Below are 26,712 nucleotides of genomic sequence, written 5' to 3'. Positions count from 1 at the left end.
ACTGGAAACCGGCGATGAATCAGTTCATTATCATGTATGGTGACCGTGTATCGCTATGAGAAACAGCCACTTACACAGAAAATTTTACATACTCGCCTTATTTTTTCCATAACATCAGCCCAGTGTCCATCTAGACCCGCTTGGTATATTTGACCTATTAGCTCAGAAACAATCGGTAATGAAATGTTAGTTATTTTTGTAATGTCCATATTCTTATATCTAGTTATCATCACTAGTAACAATACTAAGACTATATATTTTTACAACACTTCGTCAATTTTCAATTTTTTATATAAAATAGCGAAGTAAACAAATTGAAAATGGCATAAAACACAGATTTAGTGGTACCTTGCTTACCCAACAGGATAAAACCAGGCATTAAGTATTAAACCTTGCTTTACTTCGTATACCACAACAACGTCATTTGGCTGTTCAGTCATACCGTAAACTCTTTCATGATCTATCACTTTGTTACCCACCACCATTCGGTTTAATACTTCGGCGCGCAGCGCGGCTATGGTAAAGCGCTCGGTTTTATAAAACGCTTCAAGTGCAGCGCGGCCTTTTAAGGAAGGTTCCGGAGCCGGCATGCGGTAAATGGCAATATCGTTGTGGTAACAAGCAATAAAGGCAGCTAAGTCTTTTGCGTTGTAGGCATCAAGCTGTTGCTGCACCGGTTGAACAATATTTGCATTTGACATCGAGTGTTCTCATCATAAATACACTATTGGGGTCTTCCGGTGACGTGGCATACATATCATCTAAATACCCCTGCAAGAGCTGCACAACCGTAGCTTACTCCAGCATACCGGGAGCAATTTTTAGCATAATTTAGTTTACCGTTAAATCGTAAACCGCATTCACGGTACTTTTAAACGTTATTGTTGCCTGCAAATAACGTCCAGCGCTAGCATTGATATTACGAGAATCTACTCTGGACCCTGTAACTTCTATGCGCTCATAACGGCCTTGCTGATGCTCAGTGTTAGAATTAATGCTATACACTTTGCCCAGTGTCGCATCAAAAGCATTGGCCATCGCTTCGGCGTTAGATTTCGCATTTTCAACTGCCAGGGCAGCAACTTTTTTACGTAGTTCATTGTTTTTTGTTGAGTGCAATCGAATATCTTTCACTTCATTTATTTGTTGTTCTAAAGCAAAGTTTAACAGGCTGTTTAATTGGTCAATATTTGTCAAACAAACTGAAAGTGAACGACTGGCACGATAACCACTTAGCAACTCGTTGCCATCGCTATCGTAGGTATAGTGCGGTTCAGTCAACAAATTAGTGGCCGTAACACCTGCTGTTTGTACAGCAAAAGCATCCAGTCCATCGAGAAACTGGTTCACGCGTTTGTCGACATCGTTTTTTGCATCTAACGACGTGGCCTGCTGGCTGCTTACCATAAAAGAAATAACGGCAATATCCGGTGTAGTAGTCAGTTCGGCGCTGCCCCTTACAGCAATATGGCGGTTTGCGGGTAAACTGTTGTCGGCTAATGCACAAAAACTGCAAACCAGTAATAGCGCACCAAACAGGGTTTTCATAATTTATCCTTATTATCAATGACGACTGTCAGTCTGCATTGACAGCATGGATAAAAAAATAGCGACCGACAACATTTTTTTTCCTGCAAATGTTTAAAAAATCCTGTATATTGTCGCACTATTTTCAAACCCCTAGCTTATAGAGATGACTATGTCAGCAGATTTATCCTTATACAGAAACATTGGTATCTTCGCCCACGTTGATGCCGGCAAAACCACGACTACCGAACGTATCCTGAAACTGACCGGTAAAATCCATAAGTTAGGCGAAGTTCACGAAGGTGAATCAACCACCGACTTCATGGAACAAGAAGCTGAGCGTGGTATAACTATCCAGTCAGCTGCTGTTAGCTGTTTTTGGAAAGGCTACCGTTTTAACGTTATCGATACACCAGGACACGTTGACTTCACTGTTGAAGTATACCGTTCACTGAAGGTATTAGATGGCGGTATCGGCGTATTCTGTGGTTCAGGCGGTGTTGAGCCTCAGTCAGAAACAAACTGGCGCTACGCGAACGACGCTGAAGTATCACGTCTGATTTTCGTAAACAAGCTGGACCGTATCGGTGCAGACTTTATCCGCGTAACCGAACAGGTTAAGAAAGTATTAGGTGCTAACCCACTTATCATGACCTTACCTATCGGCCGTGAAGACACGTTCTCTGGTGTTGTTGACCTGTTAACTCAAAAAGCTTACATCTGGGATGAAACTGGCCAGCCAGAAAACTACACTATCACTGATATCCCTGCCGATATGGCTGACGACGTTGAAATGTACCGTCAACAGATGATCGAAACTGCTGTAGAGCAAGACGACGACCTGTTAATGGCGTACATGGAAGGTGAAGAGCCTTCAATAGAAGACATCAAGCGTTGTATCCGTAAAGGTACACGTGACCTGGCATTCTTCCCAACTTACTGTGGTTCAGCCTTTAAAAACAAAGGTATGCAATTACTGTTAGACGCTGTTGTTGATTATCTGCCAAGCCCAACTGAAGTAATTCCTCAGCCGCTGACTGACGAAGAAGGTAACGAGAACGGCCAGTTTGCAGTTGTTTCTGCTGATGAGCCTTTCCGCGCCTTAGCATTTAAAATCATGGATGACCGTTTCGGCGCCCTGACCTTCGTACGTATATACTCTGGTGTATTGAATAAGGGTGACACCATCCTTAACTCATTCACGGGTAAAACCGAACGTATTGGCCGTATGGTTGAGATGTACGCGAATGACCGTATCGACCTGACAACTGCACAGGCCGGTGACATCATTGCGCTTGTTGGCATGAAGAACAATACGCAAACAGGTCACACCCTGTGTGATCCTAAGCACCCTTGTACACTTGAACCAATGGTATTCCCAGAGCCAGTAATCTCTATCTCTGTTACACCAAAAGATAAAGGTTCAGTAGAAAAAATGGGTATTGCTATCGGTAAGATGGTTGCTGAAGATCCAACGTTCCGTGTTGAAACTGACGTTGACTCTGGTGAAACCATCCTTCGTGGTATGGGTGAATTGCACTTAGATATCAAAGTAGACATCTTAAAACGTACTTACGGCGTTGAGTTAGTAGTAGGCCAGCCACAGGTTGCTTACCGCGAAACCATCACTCGCGAAGTTGAAGATAGCTATACGCACAAGAAACAATCTGGTGGTTCAGGTCAGTACGGTAAAATTGATTACCGCATTCGTCCGGGCGAGCAAAACTCTGGCTTTACGTTCAAATCAACTGTAGTTGGTGGTAGCGTACCAAAAGAATTTATGCCTGCAATCGAGAAAGGCTTCGAGTCAATGATGTCAACCGGTACTCTTGCTGGCTTCCCGGTACTAGACGTTGAAGTTGAAGTATTCGACGGTGGTTTCCACGCCGTTGACTCATCAGCCATCGCGTTCGAAATCGCTGCTAAAGGCGCTTTCCGTCAGTCAATTCCAAAAGCTGGCGCCCAGTTACTTGAGCCGATCATGAAAGTTGACGTGTTCACGCCAGAAGATCACGTAGGTGATGTTATCGGTGACTTAAACCGTCGTCGTGGCATGATCTCTGGTCAGGAAGCTGGCGTTACCGGCGTACGTATCAAAGCTGACGTTCCACTGTCAGAAATGTTCGGTTACATCAGTACACTGCGTACTATGACGTCTGGTCGTGGTCAGTTCTCTATGGAGTTCTCGCACTATTCACCATGTCCTACTAACGTAGCTGACACGGTAATTGCGAAAGAGAAAGAAAAGAAAGCTGCCGCTGCTAAAAACTAAGCAGTAAGCTGACAAAAAGCCCCGCCAGTGCAAACTGGCGGGGCTTTTTTTATTGCATCTATTTAATGACTAGGTGTTCATTTAAATATGTTGTTATAAAACTACGTTACATCTCAATCAAAACCGGGTATTTCAAATACTGCTGGTCATAATATGGCATCTGACGGTAGAACCAATTGTAGCGCTCACGTGGGTTATTCTTGAGCGCTTCGTCTTTGGCTAATGCCTGATCAAACTGTGTTTGTAGTTCTGGGTGTTGCACTAACATACGCGCAATTAATGGCTCTATGGCATAGGGCTCAAAATATTCGGTCCGCTCAAACATACCGGGGAAAAAGCCCCAGCTGAAGAATGAATCTGGTGCTGTTGGCTCCAACAAAGCAACAGCTAAACGCCCCAATGGCTGATCGGTACTGACCTTCATCCAACCGGCTGGCAAAGTACGGTTAACAGTCGCGCGGCTAAACATTGCCTCTGTCAGCATAAAACGGCCTTCAAACGGTTTATCGGCAAATTTATAGGCAGTTACGCCAAGCTGCTGTGCGCTGACTTTTTGCGGTTTTTCCAACACGCTGACATCAATGCCGTGTAATTTAAGCCGTTGCATTACACTGTATTGCTCCGGCGGCAGCCAATAAGCTTGCGGTATGGCTACCTCTTTATCTGTCACCTTGTCCCAATACACAGGCAACTGGGGGTATAGTTGTGGCTTACCGGTCCAAGCGACATAGCTGTCACCACTGATTGACGATTGGCGCAGCTCGTAACTCATGCCATTAAAATCGATAACATCGGCCTGTTCAGCGGTTTTAAAACTCAGTGCCATGCGTTTGGGTCTGGCTTGTAAATCGGCCTGGCGGGCTAATATCAGTGCTTTGCCCTGCTCGTTTAACAAGGTTAAACTTTGTTCCAGCAATACATAGGTACCTAGTACACGCTGTCGATAGGGTTTTAGGCTGTGGTTTTCAACCAGTACCGTTGGTAAATGCCGCACATCACCATAGCCATTGGAATAGCGCGGACTGGCCGTCCAGCCATTAATGCCTTTACTGAAGTCCTTACTGTCTACTCCAAATACCAAAGGGCCAGGAATATGGCCTGCTAGCTCCAGGGCGGCATTAACAGATGGACGATACAGTTTTGCCAACCAGGTTGCGCCATTCGGGCTAATAGCCGCGAAGGGCTCATTAAAGCCATAGGTTATGTCGTACTGGTAATCTTCGCCGTCAGTGACATGCACATCAATATATAAGTCTGGTTGGTAGCGATTAATCAGTGCCAACATAGCCTGCATTTCAGGTGCATCGGCTTTGGTATAATCTCGATTCAAATTCAGGTTTTGTGCCGTTGCACGCCAGCCCTGTTGTACCGGTCCGCGTTGATTCATTCTGTTGGTCGTTGAACGACGCTCGTGGCCATCGGGTGAAAATACCGGTATAAACAATAAATCTGTATTAGCCAATAAATGCGATTTACCGCCGTGGGCGATATCACGCAACAGCATTAAGCCGGCATCTTTGCCATCAATTTCGCCGCTATGAATTCCAGCCTGCACCAGTAATAAAGGCCGCTGAGGGTTTTGTGCAATTTTGTGTAATGCTTTACTGGCTTTGACAACATATAACGGCCGTCCTTGCGCACTTAAACCAAACTGCTCTAGTTCAAGCAAGTCTGAGCTATCAACCAACTTACGCAAATATTCCAGCGTGGTTGCATAATCCGGACTATCCGCTAAACCCGATAATTCGGCTGGACTAACCCAAGGGTTTTGCTTAGTAGCAATTAATGCTTCACTAGCTCCGCGCCATGCTGGTAAAGGGGGTAACCAATCATCTGCGCTATAACCACCCGCACTAAAAAGCAGGCTACTGCTTAGTAAAAAACTCCACGACTTGTTCATATTAGGCATTACCTGTTTTTATTTTAAATACACTACAATACAACACTGGTAAAAACAGCAGTGTCAGTACAGTGGCGAAACCTAAACCAAACATAATGACCACCGCCATACTCGCGAAAAAGTCATCTGCTAATAACGGCAGCATACCTAAAATGGTGGTAACCGCAGCCATCGCAACGGGTCTAACCCGACTCACTGCACTGTCGAACACCGCTTGGTAAGCCGCTTTACCCTCTTCCAGTTCAAGCCTTATCTGTTCTATCAATACAATTCCGTTTTTAATTAACATACCGGACAAACTCAAAAAGCCCAACAAGGCCATAAACCCAAAAGGGGCACCCATAATTTTTAAACCAAAGCTAACACCAATAATGGCCAGGGGTACACATGCCCAAATCACCAGTGCACATCGCATTGAATTAAATAGTAATACCGTGATGATAAACATCACCAGATAGCCCATGGGTAAAGAACCAAACAGCGCTTTTTGTGCTTTTTGCTGCGCTTCAAACTCCCCCCCCCATGTCAGGAAATAGCCCGCTGGCAATGGTATTGCCTCTATTTGTGTTTTTACGCGTTTTAACAAGTTGGCGGCGGTGTCATCACCTAAAATGTCGTGATCAGCCATCACCGTGAGAGTACGTTTACGGTCTCTGCGCTGCACTTGAGGGTCTTCCCATTGCAATTCAAAACCATTAACAACCTGCGTAATAGGGATATATCGTGCCAGTTTACTGCTGTACACCTGTATGTCATACAGGGCATCAACATTATCTCTTTCACTTAATGGCGAGCGCACAACGATAGGCAATAAATGCGTACCATCACGATAAACACCGAGTGTTTTCCCCGAAATACTGGTTAACAACACATCATCAATATCCTGCTTACTCACCCCTGCCCGGCGTGCCATCGCTTCATTAAAACGCGGGCGAATAATTTTCTGCCTGTCGCGCCAATTGTCGCGCACATTTCTGGCGCCATCGTCAGCACGCAAAATTGTTTGTGCCTGTTCAGACAAGGCTCTTAGTACGTCAGGATCGGCGCCGCTAAAACGTGCTTCAATTTTTGCCGGTGTCGAAGGACCTACCTCCAGCCGCATCAGCTTAGATTCTATCGCCGGGTGTTGCTGGTAAATATAATCACGCACCTGAGCCATCAACAGCGGTAGCTTATCTTTATCGTCCATCCGCACAATCAGCTGACTGTAGCTGGCATACATTTTTTCCGGTTGATAAGTCAGCATAAAACGTTCAGCGCCGCGACCAGAGGTTGAGGTAACATTGGTTACCCCATCCTGCAGCAACAGATACGCCATAATTTCTTCTGCTTGTGCGGTAGAATGACGGATGTCACTTCCGGCAGGCTGCCATAAATCGACCAGAAAAATTGGCGTATTTGATGGCGGGAAGAACACTTGTTTTACCTTACCAAACACCACTATGCTGCTAAGCAGTAACAACGCAGTCAGCACATAGGTTAAGCCACGATAACGCATGGCGCCGTGCAGCAAGGCACGATATACGTTAAAGATAACCCCCTGGTATATATCATCGTTATTATCTTGCTCAACCGCATCAGGCTGCGTTTTGTCTTTAAATAAAATACTGGCAAAAAAAGGTGTCAACGTTATCGCTGTTACCCAACTTAGCAGTAAAGACACTAACAACACCCAAAATAAGCTTCCTGCAAATTCACCGGTGGCATCACTGGATAAACCGATGGGAGCAAAAGCGGTTACAGCAATAACGGTTGCGCCTAGTAACGGCCACTGAGTTTGTTTAACAATAAGTGACGCAGCATCTGCAAATTTCAACCGGCGCTGCATGCCAATTAAAATGCCTTCGGTTATGACTATGGCGTTATCAACTAACATCCCCAATGCAATAATTAACGCGCCCAGTGACACGCGCTGCAGTTCAATCTGCATTTGCCGCATAAAAATAAAGGTCCCCAGTACCGTTAGCAGCAAAATCAGGCCAATTAAAAAACCACTGCGCAGTCCCATAAAAACCAACAGTACAACTACTACAATAACAACCGCTTCTGCCAGGTTAATGATAAAACCACTCACTGAATTAGCGACTTCATCCGGCTGGTTATAAATAGTATGCAGTTCTATACCAACAGGTTGATTATATTGAAGTTGCTTCAGGCGCTGTGCTATTTGCGCGCCGGCATCTACCACATTAACGCCCGAGGTAAAAGAAATGCCCAACGTTAACGCATTTTCCCCACCATGGCGAACCACCTGCATTGGTGTTTCCGTGGGAGCCCGATGAACCGTAGCAATATCACCCAGGTAAATCAGCTCACTGGCTGCAGGGTTACTAATAATCAGGTTTTCCAACTCAGACACCTGCTGAAACTCGCCAGTCGGAAAAATGCGCAGCCGTTCAGCACCGACCCGAATTGATCCGGCATTAGATACAACGTTTTGACTTTGCAGCAAACTGGCAAGTTGCCCGGGAGAAATGCCCAGTGCCGCTAAGCGCGAACGCGACATTTCCACAATAACTTGCTCTTGCTGCACACCACCAACGGCTATTTTGCCCACTGCAGGCACAGTGACCAGCTCACGTCGTAAGAAATCAACGTAATCGCGAAGTTCGTCATCGCTAAAGCCTTCACCGGTTATCGCATACAAGATGCCATACACATCACCAAAATCGTCCCGCACGGCGGGCGTGCCAACCCCTGGCGGTAACTGGCCTTGTAAATCGGTGATTTTGTGTCGTAATTCATCCCAAATTTGTTTTAACTGCGCCGCACGGTAAGTGTCTTTCATTTCTACCATGATTTGCGACTGCCCCGCCGTAGACACTGACGTAACGTGATAAACATAAGGCAGTTGCTGTATAGCATTTTCCAGCGGATAACTCACTTCCTCTTCAACCTGCTGCGGCGACGCACCAGGATATTGTGTCACAACCATCGCCTGTTTTAAGGTAAACTGCGGATCTTCCAGCCGGCCAAGCCCGCTGTAAGCAATAATGCCGCCAATAAACAGAATGCATGCAAACAGCCAGGATGAAGTCCGGTTTTTGATAAAATAACTGGCGACATCCATCGTTATAGCCCCCGCTCACGCACCCAGGGCCGCACTTGCTGGCCATCTTGTAGCTGCTGCACACCTGCACTCACAATTTGCTCACCGGGAGCTAAGCCATCGGTTACAGCCAAGCCTGCGCTTGTTAATTCGCCAACACTCACCTGACGAAGGGCAACGAGATGAGATTGCGGGTTATAGACCCAGACAAAGCTGTCTTTATTCTGCACGCTTTGCTGCGGTGGGCTAAAAATAGCACCTGCGGGAATATAACTGACATGGTTTTCAATGCGGCTAATTTTATCCATCTCAACAATCACATTTGCCGTCATGCCTGCCAGTAAATTAAACTCCTCTGGATTTGGCATACTAAACACGACCTTATAACTATTGGTCGCAGGATCGGGCCGGGTATCCCATTCTTTAACTTTGGCGCGGTATCGGTATTGCGGATGAGAGTCGAACACCACTTCTGGTTGATAATCCAGGTCTTTTTTTACATTTGAAATTACGTCTTCCGGCACTTGAATAGCAATATCGATACTGCCGCGTAACTGCAACTCAAGAATAGGTTGCTGAGCTGCAACGTTCTCATGATTTTCAATCAGTTGCCTCGAGATAATGCCGGAAAACGGCGCATGTAATTCAGTGTAACTTAGTGCGGTATTGCTGGTTTTCAAGTCGGCGGTTGCCACCTGAAATTGCGCTTTGGCTTCATCATATACAGACTGCGATACCAGTTTTTGGTTAATGAGTTGCTCTGAGCGTTCAAACTGAGTTTTTGCCAGCTCATAACGGGCACTGGCTTGCTCCATCTTTAAAGCAAAATCGGTATCATCTAATTTGGCTAACAGCTGCCCCTCTGTCACCGCCTGGCCTGGCCGAACCAGCATTTGCGTTAATTTTCCACTAACCCGAAATGTCAGCCTGACATTTTCACTTGGCTCTGCCACCGCGGGAAACTGCCGTATTACACCGACACCACCCGAATTGACCGTAAACAACTTTACAGGCCGAACCAAGGGTTCAACGGGCTGCTCTGAAACCTGATCGCAGGCTGAAAGAAAAAATACCGACGAAAAAACCACGGCCGGGAAAAGAGAATAGTGAGCAGACATAGTAAACATTCCTGACTTTAAATTTAACAGGCAATGGCCGCTGTATTGCTATATTTATTGCAATAACAGCAACATAAAGAGTACGAAACCAAACAAGTATAAACCCGTTGTTAAAATTCAGAAAGGAAAAACCTGTGCGCTAAATCTCCAGTAAAGCTTGTTTTAACAGCTGCACTTTGTCACGTAACTGTGCGGCTTGCTCAAACTCTAAATCACGGGCATGCTGCAGCATCTTCTGCTCCAATTGTTTTATTTCAGCCTCAACCTGATAAGGCGTTTTACCTTTAACTAAGCGCACCTTTTCTGCCACCATGGGCAATGTGGCTTTGGCGTCTTGCCCCAGATCCATCACGTCACCCACTTTTTTCGTAATCGCTTTGGGTGAAATACCATGCTCAATATTGAACTGCTGTTGTTTCGCCCGCCGCCGATCGGTTTCATCAATGGCTCGTTGCATTGAACCGGTAATACGGTCGGCGTATAAAATGGCTCGGCCAGACAGGTTCCGCGCTGCACGGCCAATGGTTTGAATTAACGAGCGTTCAGAACGCAAAAAGCCTTCTTTATCGGCATCAAGAATAGCCACCAATGACACTTCAGGGATATCCAGGCCTTCACGTAACAGGTTTATGCCCACCAAGACATCAAAGACACCAAGGCGTAGATCGCGAATAATCTCCATTCGCTCGACGGTATCGATATCAGAGTGCAAATAACGTACTTTAATACCATGATCGTGCAGGTACTCGCTAAGGGCTTCGGCCATTTTTTTGGTTAACGTGGTGACTAACACCCGCTCTTTACGTTCTGCACGAATAAAGGCCTCAGACAGTAAGTCATCCACTTGCGTTGCAACTGGCCGAATTTCAATTACAGGGTCAACCAATCCGGTTGGCCGCACAACCTGCTCAATAATATCACCAGCGGATTGCTCAAGCTCATATGCAGCTGGAGTTGCTGATACATAAACACGTTGAGGTGCAATGGCTTCAAATTCATCAAATTTAAGCGGCCTGTTATCCAGAGCGGAAGGTAAACGAAACCCATAATTGACTAAGTTTTCTTTACGCGAACGGTCACCTTTATACATAGCGCCAATTTGTGACACCGTGACATGCGACTCATCAATAAACATTAATCCGTCGGCTGGAAAGTAGTCCAGTAAGGTTGGTGGTGGTTCGCCATTGGCTCGACCAGATAAATAACGGGAATAGTTTTCAATGCCCGAGCAGTAACCCAGTTCTACCATCATTTCAATATCAAACAAGGTACGTTGGCTTAGACGCTGCTCTTCTACTAATTTATTATTCTGTAACAGCTCGTCGCGACGCTGTTTAAGCTCAACTTTTATGTCATCAACAGCCGCCAGAATTTTCTCACGCGGTGTTACGTAGTGTGTCTTGGGATAAACGGTGTAACGGGTGACCACTTTCTCTACTGAACCAGTAAGCGGGTCGAAAATACTGATGCGTTCAATCTCTTCGTCAAATAACTCTATGCGTACGGCAACATCGTCAGATTCTGCAGGGAAAACATCAATAACGTCTCCCCGCACCCGATAAGTTGCACGTTGAAATTCAATGTCATTTCGCGTGTACTGTAGTTCTGCTAAACGGCGCAATATAAAGCGCTGGTCGACAATGTCCCCTACTTTCAAATGTAACAACATTTTCATATACGATTCGGGATCGCCCAAACCATAGATAGCGGACACAGAAGCAATAATAACTACATCGCGTCGCTCCATCAGAGCTTTAGTCGCTGATAAACGCATTTGCTCAATATGCTCGTTAATTGACGCATCTTTTTCTATAAAAGTATCCGTCGATGGCACATAGGCTTCTGGCTGATAGTAATCATAATATGAAACAAAGTACTCTACCGAATTATGAGGAAAAAACTCTTTCATTTCGCCATACAGCTGCGCGGCCAGCGTTTTGTTATGCGCCATAATAAGTGTTGGTCTGTTCACGCGGGCAATAACACTGGCCATAGTAAAGGTTTTTCCGGAGCCGGTAACACCGAGCAGTGTTTGATGCGCCAATCCAGATTCCAGCCCCTCGACCAGTTTATCTATGGCTTGAGGCTGATCGCCTGCAGGTTTATAAGGTGATACCAGTTCAAATGCGCGTGTCATAACAATGCCTCTTCAGAGGTACGCCGAAGCGCCCGGTTAAACCAATTCCAGGCTAAAATAGCGGTAAAAAGGTTGGCAATAACACAACCAACAAAAAGCCCAACTACGCCATAAAGTTTGCCACCCAGCCAGGCGAACGGTAAATAAAACACAAACAAACGTACCAGACTGAGCAACAGCGCACTGCCAGGCTGATGCAAGGCATTGAAAGAAGAATTAGTTAAAATGGTAATGCCTTGCAAGCCATACGCTAACGGTAATATCCAGATAAACTGTCGTAAAATGGTCAGTACATCAGGTTCATCGCTAAACAAGCTTGCCAATGGCCAAGCCAATGCTGCCATTACCAGGTAGACGCCTAACTGCCACAACATGACAAAACGTCCACATAAACGATAAGCTTGCTGCACCCTGGACATTAGTCCAGCGCCGAAGTTTTGACTGACGAAAGGCGGTAACGTCATCGATAAAGCCAGTACAACCAGGCAAGCAAGGCTTTCAAGACGGGCGCCAACACCAAAAGCTGCGACGGCAGCAGCACCATAACTGGCCATAATAGCGGTTAATACTCCCATTGCCAGTGGCGTTAACATGTTGGCACCCGCCGCTGGTAGTCCGATACGGAGAATTTTGCGGCACACACTTAATAGCAACGTTATCGAAATCCAGCCGGTACTGATAAGATCACGCTTCACCAGCAGGTACAAGATCAACGTAGAACCAAATATCCACGATATTAATGTCGCAATAGCAGCACCTTGCATCCCCAACGCAGGCAACGGGCCAACACCGAATATCAGCACAGGGTCAAGTACCGCGTTGACCAAGCCTGAACTGGCCATAATGATACTAGGCGTTTTAGTATCGCCGGCAGCGCGCAGCACTGCATTACCTACCATCGGCAGTACAAGCAAAACCGCACCACAAAACCAGATATCCATATACTGCCGAATGTAAACCAACACCTCTTTCGACGCGCCAAGTGCCGTAAATAATGGTTCAGTTAATAAATACCCTAGCAGAGCAAGCGCAGCAACTAACGCTGCCGACAACCCCAGCGCAACCTGACCATCAGTTCGGGCTTCTGACAATCTTCCGCCACCCAGCGCTTTGGCAATTACTGCTGAGGTCCCAATACTTAATCCGATGGACAAGCTAATAAGAGCGAAAGACACTGGAAATGTAAAACTGATTGCAGCCAACTGCACAGTACCCAACATACTAATGAAAAAGGTGTCGACCAAATTAAACGTCATCAATGTAATCATCCCCACAAGCATGGGCAACGTCATTGATACCAGGGTCGTTTGAATATTGTCTTTCGTTAGCGAAGCAGGAGATTTGGCGTTTGTCATAGTCACAGCTTGAATTCGGTAATGGGTCATTGTAGATAAAACAAGGGCTACAGGCCATGGTGTTTTGGTACGAATTGATAAATTGTACCAATCTTCAGCTTTATATCGCCAACCAGGCAAAACAGTTCACAATTTCAACGTGATTTACTGCTACCTTTCTGTTTGACACGACGACCGACAACCAAATACTTAAGCCATTGTTTATATTGAATATAAATTTTCATCGCAAGTTACTTGACCTGCAACAAAACCAGTGAAAACAAGCCTTAGCCAAAGTAACACTCACACCGTACACAGAGTTATCCACAGATTCTGTGGGTAACTCTGTGTAATCCCTGCCAGCAAAGGGTTGATCGATAATTGGAATTGTCATTTTTTTCTGTCGGCTTTTTGGCCAAAAAATGCTCCTAGAATCGACGCTTTGTTCAAACATTATGCAAGTGATGCAACTTAGCAAAAATCCCTGTGGCAAAGTGTTGACAGGGGGTATAGCTGGCATTAGTATTGCGCCCCGTTGAAAGCTGTTCCCTAGTAGCTCAGTTGGTTAGAGCGGCGGACTGTTAATCCGTAGGTCACTGGTTCGAGTCCAGTCTGGGGAGCCACCTGTTTTTAACGTTACTGATTCACCCTTCCCTAGTAGCTCAGTTGGTTAGAGCGGCGGACTGTTAATCCGTAGGTCACTGGTTCGAGTCCAGTCTGGGGAGCCACCTTTACTTAACGTTTTTCCTCCTTTCTGTCTTATTTTGTATATTTATCACTATTTTGATTTAATTAGCTTTCTATTGCGCGTGCCTAAAACTATATTAAGCGTTAGGACAAGGAAACTGGTTTATCTGGTGGTCATTGCTTATGAGAATATTGCGTACTTTATTTATTAGTCAGCTTTTGTCGGCCACTGTGCTGGCAGTTGCAGCTATGGCTGTTTTGGTGTCTTACACTCAACAAGAGCTTTCAACAACAGAAGAAAATAGCCGGACGACAATCAGTCAAATTTTAGCGCATCACATTACTGGTGATGCAAAAGTGTTAAGTAGACAACTCGATCGTAGTTTTACGCTAAAAAATCTGCGCATAAGCCAAACGGATGGCACTGTGCTACATGAACAAAATGTGTCTGACAATAAGGCTCCTTTTGCGGTTTGGCTGTTGAAGATGTTTGGTTCAGAATTTAAACAACAAACGCTGCGTAACCAGGAAAATAACATTCAAGTCAGTTATCAGCTTGATTTCGGTCAACGACTGGGACAGTTTCAGTTAATGTTGTTTATCCTAATGATAATGCCGTTTTTACTTGGTTGGTTCCCTGTTTTACTTAGCAAAAGTAGCATTACCCGCAGCTATCGCCGCACCACAACGGCAGTCAACGATCTAATAGACCGCTTTATTCAAGACCCACAAAAAGCGGAACCAGATTGGGATAAAATCCCCGCAGAATTTACCGAAATTAACACTGCGTTGCAAAAACTAGCCAATTATACCCGGTCGCAATACAGTGAGATGGCATCAAACGCCCATCAGATAGCTGAAGAAGCCTATAAAGACCCGGTAACAGAGCTACCCAACCGTAATCGCTTTGTACAATTCTACGAAGAAACTATCCGACAAAGCGAAACCAATGATTTTGGCATTTTTGCCATCACGCGCTGCACTGAACTACAAACACTTAACCAAACACGTGGCTTTCAAGAAGGCGATAACTACGTAAAAGAAGTCGCAGACCTGGTGAAAAAGCTGTGTGGTACTTATACCGGACATAAAGTTTACCGCCTTAATAGCTCTGACTTTGGTATTTTGTTACCGCGGGTTACCCCCAAAGAAGCTGAAAATTTTGCGCTGCAGCTACAAAGCCGTTTTAACGAGTATCAAAAAACTGCAGAACTGGACTCTGTGGCGTATACCGGTTTGGTAAGCTACGAATCTGGCAAAGCACTTGGAGAACTACTCGCGATAGCGGATACGTCGATTAGTTTGGCACAAACCAAGCAGCCAAACGCCTGGCATTTACAGAAAGAATCTGCTGGATTAGAGATGTCTAGCAGTGGCTATGGTAACCAAAACTGGCGTAATGTCATCGATGACGTGTTAACTAATCATCGTATTTCATTACTGGCGCAGCTCATTCAACCGTCAAACCGATCCGCCAAAGCTTATTCTGAAATTTTGGTTCGTTTTAAAACCCAAGAAGGTCAGATATTACCTACCGCATCCTTTTTGGCTATGGCCGAAAAATTAGACCGAATTGTCGCTGTAGACAGACTTATTATTGAAACAGCGTTAACAACGATTAAAAATAAAAACCTTCAAGACCAATACTTTGGCTTAAATTTATCGGCTCGTTGCATACATGATGATCAATTCATTATCTGGCTGGAACGACGTTTATTAAAAGACGCACACATTGCAGCCAAGTTGGTATTTGAGGTTACTGAATTTGGTTTACAACAAAATCTAAAAACATCAAAACGCTTTATTGATATGGCACACAGGGCAGGCGCACGTGTCACAGTAGAAAAATTCGGTGTTGGCATTACGTCGTTTAAATTTTTCCGTGATTTAAAACCTGACTACGTCAAGATGGATGGCAGTTACACCCGACATATTAACGAAGACAAAAACAACCAGTATTTTATGCGTTTAATGATTGACCTTGCACACCGTATAGGGGTTGGCGTATTCGCTGAAAGTGTTGAAACACAAGAAGAGAAACATATGCTTGAATCGTTGTTTATTGACGGTAATCAAGGTTATTACGTCGGTAAACCCGCCGCACTTTAATTCACTACAGCGGCTGAGATTTACACTTGGCCGCAATACCCTCACGCTTTGTCTGGTTGTGTCTGGTGCCGCTTAATAGCATAATATAGCCCTTATTTTCCCCTGAGCGATACGATGACTGAATTTCTGCTGTTGTTAATCAGTACCGTACTAGTGAACAATTTTGTGCTGGTGAAATTTCTCGGCCTATGTCCGTTTATGGGCGTGTCCGGTAAACTAGAAACCGCTATAGGTATGTCGCTTGCCACGACCTTTGTTCTAACCCTTGCCTCTTTATGTAGCTATTTAGTCGACCATTATTTGCTGGCACCGTTAGATTTACTCTATTTACGCACCCTTGCATTTATTCTGGTTATCGCTGTAGTGGTACAGTTTACTGAGATGGTCGTGCATAAAACCAGCCCAACCTTGTACCGTTTGCTCGGTATTTTTTTACCCTTAATCACCACTAACTGTGCCGTACTTGGGGTGGCCTTATTAAATGTTAACGAAAGGCACAACTTCATTAATTCGGTGGTGTATGGGTTTGGAGCTGCAGTGGGCTTTTCTCTAGTATTAATTTTATTTGCTGCCATGCGCGAACGCCTTGTTGCTGCCGATGTGCCAGTGCCGTTTAAAGGCGCAGCCATTGCCATGATCACGGCGGGTTTAATGTCACTGGCATTTATGGGCTTTACCGGTTTGGTGAAAGTCTGATGACAATACTATCTGCACTTATTTCCATTGGATTACTGGCGCTGGTATTCGGCGCGGTACTGGGTTACGCCGCTATTCGATTTAAAGTAGAAACTGACCCATTAGTTGAGCAGATTGACGACCTACTGCCACAAACACAGTGTGGTCAATGTGGTTATCCAGGCTGCAAACCTTATGCCCAAGCCATTGCCGATGGTGATGATATTAATAAATGTCCTCCAGGCGGCGAGGCAACCATTCGTAAATTGGCCGATTTAATGGGCGTTGACGTAAAACCATTAAATGAAGCTCAAACAGAAAATGTAAAACGCGTGGCATACATTCGGGAAGATGAATGTATTGGTTGTACCAAATGCATTCAAGCTTGTCCGGTTGATGCCATTGTTGGCGCCTCAAAACTAATGCATACCGTTTTGGTTGACGAATGCACCGGTTGTGATCTGTGTGTTGAGCCTTGCCCGGTAGATTGTATTGATATGATACCGCTACCGGCGACAACAGATCGCTGGAAGTGGGACCTTACAGCAATTCCTGTAAAAGTGGTGGAGTAAAGTCGTGCCAAGTTTATTTAAGCAAATTCAGGCCGGTACCGTATGGGATTTTCATGGCGGTATACATCCACCTGCACGCAAAACACAAACCAACCAAAAACCTATTGCCACTCTGCCGATGCCAGATCGTTTGTATATCCCTCTGCGACAGCATATTGGTGTACCCGGGCAATTATTGGTGCAGATTGGCCAACGAGTATTAAAAGGCCAAGCGCTTACCAGCGCAGATAATTCAATGGCAGTGCCTGTTCATGCCCCTACGTCTGGCGTGGTGCTAAGTATTGCCCCGCATACCAGCCCTCACCCGTCAGCACTGCCTGAGCTCACGTTAGTCCTTGCTCCAGATGGTTTGGATGAGTGGCGAGTACGTGAACCATTAAATATTAGTCACTGTGACAAAGTTCAGTTACTCAACCGTATCCAAGACAGCGGTATTGCTGGCATGGGCGGCGCAGGCTTCCCAACACATTTAAAAAGTGGCGTGGCGCAGCCGGTCGATTATTTAATCATAAATGCAGTAGAATGCGAACCTTACATAAGTGCTGATGATTTACTGATGCAGGAAGCCGCCACCACTATCGTTAAAGGTATAGACATTCTTTGCCGGCTGTTAAGCCCCAAAGCAGTGTTAATCGGCATAGAAGATGATAAACCGATTGCAACCGCAGCCATGAAAGCGGCTTGCAGCCAACGCGAGCATTATTATGTTCGCACGGTACCAACGAAGTACCCGTCAGGTGGTGAAAAACAACTGATCCAGCTACTTACCAATAAAGAAGTTCCCAATGGACGGCGCCCTATAGACATTGGTATCGTTATGCAAAATGTCGGCACCGCGTTTGCTGTTGCTCAGGCTGTTTTAGACGACCACCCGCTAATATCCCGTATTGTTACAGTAGCGGGCGATACGCTGTCCCAACAACAAAATGTATTAGCTTTGCTAGGCACGCCCGTTTCAGACTTGTTAGATGCCTGTGGTTTTCAACCTGAACATAAACAGCGCATTATTATGGGCGGCCCTATGATGGGCTTTACCCTGCCCGATTTAAGTGTGCCCGTGGTAAAAACCACCAACTGCATTTTAGCTCCTACCGTGGCAGAACTCCCGGCTGCAACAGAGGAAATGGACTGCATTCGCTGCAGCGCTTGTGCAGATGCATGCCCAGCGTCTTTATTACCGCAGCAACTGCTTTGGTACAGCAAAGCACGAGACAATGAAAAACTAGCAGAATATAACCTTGCCGACTGTATTGAATGTGGTGCCTGTGCATATGTTTGCCCCAGTGAGATTCCGTTGGTGCAATATTATCGTGTTGCCAAAGCAGATATACGCGAGCAACAACGTGAAGCGTTGAAAGCCGAGCAGGCCAAAGCACGATTTGAAGCACGCAATGAACGATTAGAACGTGAAAAGCAGGAGCGACTCGAGCGAAATCAACAGTTAGCTGCTGCACGACAACAGCAACAAACATCCGGTGCTGGCAATGCCGTCGCTGACGCTCTGGCGCGTATTAAAGCCAAGCAAGCTCAAGCTGCACCACAGGATGAGCAAAATAAAGCACAAATACTGGCCGAGCGTGAATTGAAAAAACAGCAGGCTCGCGAATATCAGCAGCAAAAAGCGCAACAGCAAGCCGTTGAAGAGCACGCTGAACAACACAGCCAAACGCCTGCTACAAGCAATAGCACTGACAGCAAAGCCGCTGCTGTAGCCGCTGCAATTGCCCGCGCTCAGGCTAAAAAAGCAGCGCAAAAACCTGAACAACTAATAAAGCCGGCTCAAAGCGTTGACGAAATGAACAAACCAGTGCGAGCAGCTGAGGCTGATCCACGCAAAGCAGCAATTGCTGCAGCTATTGCACGGGCTAAAGCTAAACAACAAGCGCAAACTGAAACTGAAAGTGAAACTAAAACTGAAACTGAAACCACTGCGCCACTAATTGCAGCAGATGCAGTAAATAAATCAGCCGTAGAGTCTAACGCAGCTTCAGCAATAGAAGATCCACGCAAGGCTGCCGTCGCCGCAGCTCTGGCTCGTGCTAAAGCTAAAAAACAAGCCAATGCCGAACCGACAGAACAAACCGAAGCCAGCACAACTGACCCGGTTGTGCCAGAAACAGTTGTGGCAGAAACGGTTGTAGCAGAAGACCCGCGTAAAGCCGCTATAGCAGCGGCGATAGCGCGAGCTAAGGCTCGTAAACAAGCAGATAGTGAGAACTCATGAGTTTTAAAATAGCCAGTTCACCGCATCAGCATAACCAACGCAGTACAGCTCAAATTATGCGGTTAGTGGTGCTTGCGTGTTTGCCTGGTATTGCAGTACAAGCCGTTTTATTTGGCTATGGTGTATTAATTCAGCTTTTATTAGCCATCATTACAGCTTGGCTTAGCGAAGCATTGATCCTAGTCCTGCGCAAAAAAGCAATAATGCCACGCCTTAAGGACAACAGCGCTTTGCTAACCGCAGTATTACTTGCCGTTGCCATACCGCCCTACGCCCCATGGTGGATAATCGTTATTGGTACCGCCTTCGCCATCATTATGGTTAAGCAGCTATATGGCGGCCTTGGGCATAACCTGTTTAACCCCGCTATGGCAGCTTATGTTTTACTGTTGGTGTCATTTCCGTTGCAAATGACGCAGTGGTTACCGCCAATGTCACTCCAAAGTGTTGATTTAACACCACTAGATGCCGTATGCAGTATTTTCACCCAGTTTAGCTGTAGTGGTTTTAGTTTAACGCAACTGCAAACTAGCGTAGACGGCATAACAATGGCAACGCCGTTAGATACCTTACGCACCGATCTCAGCCGCGGCTTAACATTAAGTGAGTCCATGCAACGACCGGTGTTTTTTAGCTTTGCCGGTACTGGTTGGTTGTGGGTCAATTTAGCTTATCTTGCTGGTGGCATATTATTGATCCAGCAGAAAATCATCAGCTGGCGCATTCCGGTATCTATTTTAGCAGCACTGTTTTTGTTGTCTGGTATTGCAAGTTTGGCATCTCCTGACACTGTTGCCGGCCCATTATTTCATTTGTTTAGCGGCGGCACTATGCTGGCGGCTTTTTTTATTGCCACAGACCCCGTATCTGCATCGACAACAAACCGTGGCCGACTGATCTTTGGTGCAGCCATTGGTGTAATCGTATTTTTAATACGTAATTTCGGCGGCTATCCAGATGCTTATGCGTTTGCTGTTTTGTTAGCCAATATGGCCGTGCCACTGATTGACTACTACACCCGGCCACGCACATACGGCCATCGTACCCGGAGCGAACTAAAATGATCAGAGTAGTCAGTAAAAATGCTCTGGCACTTGGCGCAGTAGCCATATTTTGTGTTGCTATTCTCAGTGTGGTTAATCAGCTAACCGCGCCACGTATTAGCGAGCAAAAACTAGCCAACAAAATGGCCATATTGGCAGAAGTGTTACCGGGTGTTGAAATTAACCAGGCTCTGCTGCACGACTGTGTGATGGTGACCGATGAAGAACTTCTCGGCCGATCAGAAGCTCAAACAATGTATCGCTGGCGCAAAGAAAACGAGCTGGCAGCCTACGTTATTGCAGCAACCGCACCAGCTGGCTACAGCGGTAATATTGATTTAATTGTTGCGATAGACCCTAACGGCACCGTGCTGGGCACCAGAGTTTTAAGCCATCAGGAAACGCCTGGCCTTGGAGACAAAATAGAAAGCCGCCGTTCGCCATGGATACTTAGTTTTAGCGGTAAAAGTGTGACTGAAGACAATGCACAGCAATGGGCTGTGCGCAAAGACGGTGGCAATTTTGACCAGTTTACAGGCGCAACGATAACGCCGCGTGCTGTAGTCAATGCAGTTAGAAATGCCGTGTTATTTGTACAACAACATCCTGAACTGGCCACATTGACTGCCAACTGCCCCACGGAATAAGGTGCCAAAGCGTATGAGCCAATTGAAAGAATTAACCCTACAGGGTTTGTGGAAAAATAACCCTGGCCTGGTGCAATTGCTTGGCCTGTGTCCGCTATTGGCTGTCACCTCAACAATAACAAACGCGTTAGGGCTAGGTTTAGCAACCTTACTGGTATTACTTGGATCTAACGTTGCCGTATCACTGGTACGCAATCATATTGCCAATGAAATACGGATCCCGGTGTTTGTTTTGATCATTGCCAGCTTAGTCACTGTTGTTCAGCTAATGATGAATGCCTATACCTTTGGCTTATATGAATCGTTGGGGATTTTTATTCCGCTTATTGTTACCAACTGCGCCATTATTGGCCGGGCAGAAGCGTTTGCCTCAAAAAATGCCGTACTGCCCTCAGCGTTGGATGCCATTATGATGGGTTTAGGCTTTTTACTGGTATTGCTTATCCTCGGTGGTATGCGTGAAATACTTGGTCAGGGCACCTTATTTGATGGCGCTGATTTATTGTTCGGCAGCTGGGCGAAGGGGCTGCGCATAGAGCTATTTACTGTCGACAGCCATTTTCTGTTGGCCATGTTACCGCCTGGCGCGTTTATCGGCATGGGGCTACTTATCGCGTTGAAAAATGTCATCGATAACCGGATCAAACAACAAAACGCTATTGAAAAAGGCAGTATCGCCCGCGCCCGGGTTACCGGCGCGGCGCAATAACGCAACGACCTTATGAATAAACAAAAACGTATTGAAATATTAAGCCGGCTTAGAGCACAAAATCCACATCCAACCACCGAGCTTGAATACAGCTCGCCGTTTGAATTGTTGATAGCCGTGCTGTTATCCGCACAAGCGACTGATGTTGGGGTAAATAAGGCGACCAAACATCTGTTCCCTGTCGCTCGCACCCCCCAGGCAATGTTAAATCTGGGTGTTGATGGTCTGAAGCACTACATTAAAACCATCGGTTTATTTAACACCAAAGCTGAAAACGCCATTAAAACCTGCCGTATGTTAGTAGAACTACATGGTGGTAAAGTACCCGAAAACAGGGAGGCCTTAGAAGCCCTGCCCGGCGTTGGCCGTAAAACCGCAAATGTGGTGCTTAATACTGCCTTTAAATGGCCAACTATCGCCGTTGATACCCATATTTTCCGCGTATCCAACCGCACCAAACTGGCACCGGGTAAAAATGTCGACGAAGTCGAACACAAATTGCTTAAAGTGGTGCCCGCCGAGTTTAAACTCGACGTACACCACTGGTTAATTCTTCACGGACGCTACACCTGCGTGGCACGTAAACCGAAATGTGGCAGCTGCCTGATTGAAGATTTGTGTGAGTTTAAAGATAAAACCGAATAATTACAGTCAACATAATTGCTTCAATACCACGCTGACAATCTGGGTTAACCGCGTTGACTGTCAGACGCGACCAAGCATGCATTAGTTGCCGAGTGCCATATTAAAGTGCTTCTGTCTTCAAAAACTACAGCAACACCTTATCATTTTGCTTTTGACCGCTGCCCTGCCAAGTTTGTATTCATAATACTAATTGCGCCAATTTCGGTCTGCGCTTGGTATCTTAAGATGGCGCTTTCTGCCCGCCCCCATCTGGCGTGGGTTGATTTTTCTTGCTGCCCTGTTTAATGGCAATAAATAAGGTTAAAGCAGGACCTGCGTTAAGGGTAAAGAGCAGCAGTATTCTTAACCGTCGTATTTTTATCTGTATAGCCCACACAGGAAGCAGCTTTAATCTGGCAACTCAAGCTATCGTTATTACAAATCTACCGCTTTTTTAGCGCCAAAATGTTTGATTAAATTTTTTCTCAATTTTTGGAGTTCTTTAACACTGTAATATCGTTGCATTTCAGGCGTCAGTAAAATCTTATCGATAAAATCAATAATCGTTTCAGGCTCGCCATCAACATATTCGACTGCGTTAACATCAACCTGCTTATCTTTAAGTAAAAAACGATAGAAAAAATTACTGTCTTCCCCAAGATTAATCATACGTTTTAGCAAGTGCTCTGACTCGCGGTATTGTGTATTGATTTTCCCCAAACAAATAAAATCGTTTTGGTTGGTATTCCAAAACTGGGTGACCTTGGTTTGATAGTCTGGGTCAGTGACGTTAATGCCTAGGTGTTTGGCAAATTCGTTTTTAATCAGGGTGGGGATGTCTTCGCCTGACATGTTTCTAGCATGATGCACAGCAAAACAAAGGTCTTGTGCAAACTTTCTATTCTGCTCATTTTTAGCCAAGGAGACGGAGGTAACACTACCCATGTTGTCAGTTGTTGCGGAACTTGATGATTTAGCCAATGCTGCTGAGTTAGCAGCCAGTGCAAAAATAACACTGCATAATAAATGAAGTCCTTTGCTGTAAATTGCCATATATGCCCCTGTTATACCTTAAATTGACGTTACAACATCAATGCTAATGATGCCTAAAGCTTGCAATCTCAGCAAAGACGCGAGAAAGAAACACTCAAAATTTGAATCTTTCGACGCCAAAGTTGGCTACAAATCTACGGCTTTTTTAGCGCCATAGTAATCGACTAACATTGTTCTCAATCTTTTGAGTTTGTCAAAACTGTAATACCGTTGCTTTTCAGGCGTCAGTAAAATCTTGTCAATAAAGTCGATTACCGTTTCTGGTTTGCCATCAACATTTTCTAACGCATTAACCCGAACATTCATATCATCAAGTAAGAAGTTATAGAAAAAATTACTGTCCTCATTCAAGTTAATCATACGTTTTAACAAGTGCTCTGACTCGCGGTATTGTGTATTGAGTTTACCCGAACAAATAAAATCAGTTTGGTTGGCATTCCAAAACTGGGTGACCTTGGTTTGATAGTCTGGGTCAGTGACGTTAATGCCTAGATGTTTAGCAAATTCATTTTTAATCAAGGTAGGAATGTCTTCGCCTGTTGCATTTCTTGCAAAATGAATTCTTGTACACAATGTCTCTGCAAACTTTCTATTCTGCGCTTGTAGGGATTGCTTGGTATTGCTAGTTGAGTCAGCGTGCACGCTAAAGGTGATACTTGCCAATATCAACGCTGACAAAAAGGACAAAAATCGCATAAGTAAAATGCCTCTTGCAAAATGAATAAAATACAACAGCAAAGACTAAGTGCCAGGGGTGTTTAGTGCAACTGATGGCGTGATAATACGCTCAGTCTTGCTTAAATATATCAATAATACCGCTGCAGCCTAAAGCCTCTGGCTTATCACAGCCATTGCTATCTAAAAACCTTATTTCGGCCATGCCGTTATCATCCAAGCTTTCTAAGCTGGCAATAAAATAGTCTGAAATCACCGCAACAGGCTTAACAGTTGAGGCGTTGCTTAAATACGCATCTGTCAGGTAAATAATAAAACTGGGGTGGCCTTCTTCGGCTTCACCCATAATGGTGTATTTACCCCCTGTTGAAAAACCATGTAGCCACATCAATGCTATATCGCCATGTTTAGCGTGAAGCAAGGTTAATTGCTGTTGTTTATCACGATGATAAAACACCACATCGTTTACGGGGTTAAACTTGGCTTGTGTGGTGGCTACACATATTTGCTCATGACGAGTAGGAATGGTTTTACATTCAAGCGGCAGATTTACTGTGGCACTAACTGTGGCAGGTAAAAAATCTGCAATATCAGCTTTTTCTCTCTTTTGCACTGCGCAGGCCGTCATAACAACTAGACTGATACATATCAGTGACTTAATCATTCTGCTCATCCTAATCATTCTATTTACATTCCACTTTTAACCTAAAGGCAGAAAATTTGATTTTATATTCATTAATGGTTATTAGTATATTTTTTGTGCCGCTAGTCTTAATTAGTGATGCTCGACTGATATTACTGCTCGTTAATTACCAACGAGCTTTTTTAAAATAAGAAGAAAAAATGCTAGAAAAATTCAAGCTTAGTATTGCAAGAGTCATCGCCATCACCTGTTTGGCCGCTGTATTTACCTTACCAACGTTCGCAAGCTCAAATTGGGACGATTATGATAGTAAAAACAGTGAAGATTACAGCGCCACCATTCAGTTAAATGCCAATAAGCGTTTTCACGGGCAAATTAAAGGCTATGGTGACTTTGATTATATGCAGGGCTTCACCTTACAATTCCAGTGGTGGACTTCCATGGGCGAACCCATTGAACTTTATGCCTTTGGTTGGAAATCCCGCGATAACAAATACCCTTATGGCGATAAGAACCAGCCTACTTTTTTAAAACGTGCAGATTTACTTGCCCACAAAGATTTATTGCATCGTTTTGATGTAATCAAACCAACTAAAATTAATCTTCGACTTGAAGGGACTGCGCGCAGAAAAGAGGGAAATTCGGGTTATGAGTCTGAACATTTTTTCTATGACATACCGGATAGTAAACTGTTGTATGGCGGCAGTGGTCAGTTAGTCAGCGACCCTGTACCTGGTAGCCCTCAAACTTGGAATGATTTTATACATTACCACTACTCCGCCAACTCACTAAGCAGGCAAAAAGCCGATCCGAAAGAATTTGATGCCCTCTCAGCGACTCAAAAAAAAGCGCGTTTAACTAGCCTTAAAAACAAGTTCATCAACACTAACCAATTGATTGGCGTAAAAGTTTCTATTACTGAGATTCAATGGCCTAAATCTGAAATCGCCGCTATCGCAAAAGCCTTGCAAGAACGAAAAGACAAACAAAACAAAACGAACAAAAAAGACGATGACTTTTGGAGTGGTGAAGATGATACCGCCAAAACAGACTCCCAAAAAGATGATGATTTTTGGTCGGGTGGCAGTGACGCACAAGTAAGTAACAGCAGTAGCAAAAAAGATGATTTTTGGGACGGTGCGGACAGTAAAAACGATAAATCCAAAGACGGATACTGGTCTGGTGAAGATGGCGCTCTCGACAAGGATGATTTTGCAATAACCAAAAAAGACGGCAAACAAGGCGTAGTGGCTAAAAATGGTAAAGTCCTCATCCCCTTTCGGGATTGGCAGATTGTTTCGTACCGGGATGGCTTGGCCGAGGTGGAATTTGACTCAAAGTGGGAGCAAGGCGAAAAATGTGAGTATTGGGGGGATGATGAGTATTGGTCTTACACAGTCTTTATTCGTAAAAAAGCCATGGTATCAAAAACAGGGGAATATTTAACCACCCCAACGATGCAGGTGAGTGGAAGAGCCGGAAATCATACTGGGTTTTATTTAACGGTAACAAATGACAACTGCGACCAAGCTTGCAAGCAAAGAAGTGCAAATAATAAGGCGGAAAAATCGCAACAGTGCAAAAACAGAGTAATGAACGACATGGAGAAAGTTATTCAAGATTATGTGCGCCAAGGCTACAAACGGCAATAGTCAGCTTATAAACCTAAAAATACACAAGCACAAACTAAAGAAAACAAAAAAACATGGAGAGT

Annotated in this window: 20 protein-coding genes and 2 tRNA genes; 12 read left to right on the top strand and 10 right to left on the bottom strand. The window is 45.0% G+C overall.

The features are described 5' to 3' along the window. Positions 1 to 353 precede the first annotated feature (353 nt). Together H595_RS0111465 and H595_RS0111460 are read right to left on the bottom strand one after the other, a co-directional pair. Positions 354 to 701 carry a nuclear transport factor 2 family protein gene (locus H595_RS0111465; RefSeq protein ID WP_037054567.1) on the bottom strand — a complete coding sequence of 116 codons (348 nt, stop codon included), beginning with the start codon at positions 699 to 701 and terminating at the stop codon, positions 354 to 356. A gap of 130 nt (positions 702 to 831) precedes the next feature. Next, entirely contained in the window at positions 832 to 1,548 is a 717-nt protein-coding gene (locus tag H595_RS0111460) for an SIMPL domain-containing protein (RefSeq protein WP_051219851.1), read from the bottom strand. A 145-nt stretch (positions 1,549 to 1,693) separates the two neighbouring features. Between H595_RS0111460 and fusA the strand changes: the two genes are divergently transcribed. Further along, positions 1,694 to 3,799: an elongation factor G gene (gene fusA, locus H595_RS0111455; RefSeq protein WP_370300555.1), complete on the top strand. Its 2,106-nt coding sequence runs from the start codon at positions 1,694 to 1,696 to the stop codon at positions 3,797 to 3,799. Positions 3,800 to 3,905: 106 nt separating this feature from the next. Here the strand turns inward: fusA and H595_RS0111450 are convergent, their stop codons facing one another. The 5 genes from H595_RS0111450 to H595_RS0111430 all read right to left on the bottom strand — a co-directional run bounded on the left by H595_RS0111450 (position 3,906) and on the right by H595_RS0111430 (position 13,358). Further along, entirely contained in the window at positions 3,906 to 5,699 is a 1,794-nt protein-coding gene (locus H595_RS0111450; RefSeq protein WP_156885968.1) for a M14 family metallopeptidase, read from the bottom strand. A gap of 1 nt (position 5,700) precedes the next feature. Then, positions 5,701 to 8,769, bottom strand: coding sequence for an efflux RND transporter permease subunit (locus H595_RS0111445; protein WP_027671341.1), 3,069 nt, complete (start codon positions 8,767 to 8,769; stop codon positions 5,701 to 5,703). A 2-nt stretch (positions 8,770 to 8,771) separates the two neighbouring features. After that, positions 8,772 to 9,866, bottom strand: coding sequence for an efflux RND transporter periplasmic adaptor subunit (locus tag H595_RS0111440; protein ID WP_037054565.1), 1,095 nt, complete (start codon positions 9,864 to 9,866; stop codon positions 8,772 to 8,774). Between the two features lie 139 nt (positions 9,867 to 10,005). Further along, the gene (uvrB, locus tag H595_RS0111435) at positions 10,006 to 12,003 is read right to left on the bottom strand and encodes an excinuclease ABC subunit UvrB (RefSeq protein ID WP_027671339.1); all 1,998 of its coding nucleotides are present in this window, start codon (positions 12,001 to 12,003) and stop codon (positions 10,006 to 10,008) included. After that, entirely contained in the window at positions 12,000 to 13,358 is a 1,359-nt protein-coding gene (locus H595_RS0111430) for an MATE family efflux transporter (RefSeq protein WP_037054562.1), read from the bottom strand. Before H595_RS0111430 ends, uvrB begins: the two co-directional genes overlap by 4 nt. A 525-nt stretch (positions 13,359 to 13,883) precedes the next feature. Between H595_RS0111430 and H595_RS0111425 the strand changes: the two genes are divergently transcribed. The 10 genes from H595_RS0111425 (at position 13,884) to nth (ending at position 22,648) form a co-directional block, all read left to right on the top strand. Then, positions 13,884 to 13,960, top strand: a tRNA-Asn gene (locus H595_RS0111425). A gap of 28 nt (positions 13,961 to 13,988) precedes the next feature. Beyond that, positions 13,989 to 14,065: transfer RNA gene (locus H595_RS0111420), tRNA-Asn, on the top strand. A gap of 142 nt (positions 14,066 to 14,207) precedes the next feature. Then, positions 14,208 to 16,133: an EAL domain-containing protein gene (locus tag H595_RS0111415; RefSeq protein WP_027671337.1), complete on the top strand. Its 1,926-nt coding sequence runs from the start codon at positions 14,208 to 14,210 to the stop codon at positions 16,131 to 16,133. A gap of 114 nt (positions 16,134 to 16,247) precedes the next feature. Beyond that, positions 16,248 to 16,829, top strand: a complete 582-nt coding sequence (gene rsxA, locus H595_RS0111410; RefSeq protein WP_027671336.1) for an electron transport complex subunit RsxA — start codon at positions 16,248 to 16,250, stop codon at positions 16,827 to 16,829. After that, complete coding sequence (gene rsxB / locus H595_RS0111405) at positions 16,829 to 17,380, top strand: electron transport complex subunit RsxB (RefSeq protein WP_027671335.1); 552 nt, start codon at positions 16,829 to 16,831, stop codon at positions 17,378 to 17,380. Before rsxA ends, rsxB begins: the two co-directional genes overlap by 1 nt. A gap of 4 nt (positions 17,381 to 17,384) precedes the next feature. Then, the gene (rsxC, locus tag H595_RS0111400) at positions 17,385 to 19,604 is read left to right on the top strand and encodes an electron transport complex subunit RsxC (RefSeq protein WP_027671334.1); all 2,220 of its coding nucleotides are present in this window, start codon (positions 17,385 to 17,387) and stop codon (positions 19,602 to 19,604) included. After that, the gene (rsxD, locus tag H595_RS0111395; protein WP_027671333.1) at positions 19,601 to 20,668 is read left to right on the top strand and encodes an electron transport complex subunit RsxD; all 1,068 of its coding nucleotides are present in this window, start codon (positions 19,601 to 19,603) and stop codon (positions 20,666 to 20,668) included. Before rsxC ends, rsxD begins: the two co-directional genes overlap by 4 nt. Continuing rightward, positions 20,665 to 21,294: an electron transport complex subunit RsxG gene (gene rsxG / locus H595_RS0111390; RefSeq protein WP_027671332.1), complete on the top strand. Its 630-nt coding sequence runs from the start codon at positions 20,665 to 20,667 to the stop codon at positions 21,292 to 21,294. Before rsxD ends, rsxG begins: the two co-directional genes overlap by 4 nt. 13 nt (positions 21,295 to 21,307) lie before the next feature. Next, on the top strand, positions 21,308 to 22,003 hold the full coding sequence (locus tag H595_RS0111385) for an electron transport complex subunit E (RefSeq protein ID WP_027671331.1): 696 nt from the start codon (positions 21,308 to 21,310) through the stop codon (positions 22,001 to 22,003). A gap of 12 nt (positions 22,004 to 22,015) precedes the next feature. Continuing rightward, positions 22,016 to 22,648: an endonuclease III gene (nth, locus tag H595_RS0111380; protein ID WP_027671330.1), complete on the top strand. Its 633-nt coding sequence runs from the start codon at positions 22,016 to 22,018 to the stop codon at positions 22,646 to 22,648. 414 nt (positions 22,649 to 23,062) lie between these two features. On the opposite strand, the gene H595_RS0111375 is transcribed toward nth, so the two are convergent. The 3 genes from H595_RS0111375 to H595_RS0111365 all read right to left on the bottom strand — a co-directional run bounded on the left by H595_RS0111375 (position 23,063) and on the right by H595_RS0111365 (position 25,019). Further along, entirely contained in the window at positions 23,063 to 23,680 is a 618-nt protein-coding gene (locus tag H595_RS0111375; RefSeq protein WP_027671329.1) for a hypothetical protein, read from the bottom strand. 126 nt (positions 23,681 to 23,806) lie between these two features. Continuing rightward, positions 23,807 to 24,376: a hypothetical protein gene (locus H595_RS0111370; protein ID WP_156885967.1), complete on the bottom strand. Its 570-nt coding sequence runs from the start codon at positions 24,374 to 24,376 to the stop codon at positions 23,807 to 23,809. A gap of 91 nt (positions 24,377 to 24,467) precedes the next feature. After that, on the bottom strand, positions 24,468 to 25,019 hold the full coding sequence (locus H595_RS0111365; RefSeq protein ID WP_027671327.1) for a hypothetical protein: 552 nt from the start codon (positions 25,017 to 25,019) through the stop codon (positions 24,468 to 24,470). Positions 25,020 to 25,198: 179 nt separating this feature from the next. Here H595_RS0111365 and H595_RS0111360 point away from each other — a divergent pair, with 179 nt between their 5' ends. Continuing rightward, positions 25,199 to 26,650 (top strand): hypothetical protein, encoded by a 1,452-nt coding sequence (locus tag H595_RS0111360; protein ID WP_027671326.1) that lies wholly within the window; start codon positions 25,199 to 25,201, stop codon positions 26,648 to 26,650. The last annotated feature ends 62 nt before the right edge of the window (positions 26,651 to 26,712 follow it).

This window comes from Rheinheimera baltica DSM 14885 (assembly GCF_000425345.1).
Classification (GTDB): Bacteria; Pseudomonadota; Gammaproteobacteria; order Enterobacterales; family Alteromonadaceae; genus Alishewanella; species Alishewanella baltica.
Note: the sequence above shows the minus strand (reverse complement) of the source record. Positions and strands in the feature narration are given on the sequence as shown.

Bases quoted from the DNA above. Each gene is read 5' to 3' on its own strand.
- H595_RS0111465 (WP_037054567.1), bottom strand. From the start codon at position 701: ATGTCAAATGCAAATATTGTTCAACCGGTGCAGCAACAGCTTGATGCC.
- H595_RS0111460 (WP_051219851.1), bottom strand. From the start codon at position 1,548: ATGAAAACCCTGTTTGGTGCGCTATTACTGGTTTGCAGTTTTTGTGCA.
- fusA (WP_370300555.1), top strand. From the start codon at position 1,694: ATGACTATGTCAGCAGATTTATCCTTATACAGAAACATTGGTATCTTC.
- H595_RS0111450 (WP_156885968.1), bottom strand. From the start codon at position 5,699: ATGAACAAGTCGTGGAGTTTTTTACTAAGCAGTAGCCTGCTTTTTAGT.
- H595_RS0111445 (WP_027671341.1), bottom strand. From the start codon at position 8,769: ATGGATGTCGCCAGTTATTTTATCAAAAACCGGACTTCATCCTGGCTG.
- H595_RS0111440 (WP_037054565.1), bottom strand. From the start codon at position 9,866: ATGTCTGCTCACTATTCTCTTTTCCCGGCCGTGGTTTTTTCGTCGGTA.
- uvrB (WP_027671339.1), bottom strand. From the start codon at position 12,003: ATGACACGCGCATTTGAACTGGTATCACCTTATAAACCTGCAGGCGAT.
- H595_RS0111430 (WP_037054562.1), bottom strand. From the start codon at position 13,358: ATGACAAACGCCAAATCTCCTGCTTCGCTAACGAAAGACAATATTCAA.
- H595_RS0111415 (WP_027671337.1), top strand. From the start codon at position 14,208: ATGAGAATATTGCGTACTTTATTTATTAGTCAGCTTTTGTCGGCCACT.
- rsxA (WP_027671336.1), top strand. From the start codon at position 16,248: ATGACTGAATTTCTGCTGTTGTTAATCAGTACCGTACTAGTGAACAAT.
- rsxB (WP_027671335.1), top strand. From the start codon at position 16,829: ATGACAATACTATCTGCACTTATTTCCATTGGATTACTGGCGCTGGTA.
- rsxD (WP_027671333.1), top strand. From the start codon at position 19,601: ATGAGTTTTAAAATAGCCAGTTCACCGCATCAGCATAACCAACGCAGT.
- rsxG (WP_027671332.1), top strand. From the start codon at position 20,665: ATGATCAGAGTAGTCAGTAAAAATGCTCTGGCACTTGGCGCAGTAGCC.
- H595_RS0111385 (WP_027671331.1), top strand. From the start codon at position 21,308: ATGAGCCAATTGAAAGAATTAACCCTACAGGGTTTGTGGAAAAATAAC.
- nth (WP_027671330.1), top strand. From the start codon at position 22,016: ATGAATAAACAAAAACGTATTGAAATATTAAGCCGGCTTAGAGCACAA.
- H595_RS0111375 (WP_027671329.1), bottom strand. From the start codon at position 23,680: ATGGCAATTTACAGCAAAGGACTTCATTTATTATGCAGTGTTATTTTT.
- H595_RS0111370 (WP_156885967.1), bottom strand. From the start codon at position 24,376: ATGCGATTTTTGTCCTTTTTGTCAGCGTTGATATTGGCAAGTATCACC.
- H595_RS0111365 (WP_027671327.1), bottom strand. From the start codon at position 25,019: ATGATTAAGTCACTGATATGTATCAGTCTAGTTGTTATGACGGCCTGC.
- H595_RS0111360 (WP_027671326.1), top strand. From the start codon at position 25,199: ATGCTAGAAAAATTCAAGCTTAGTATTGCAAGAGTCATCGCCATCACC.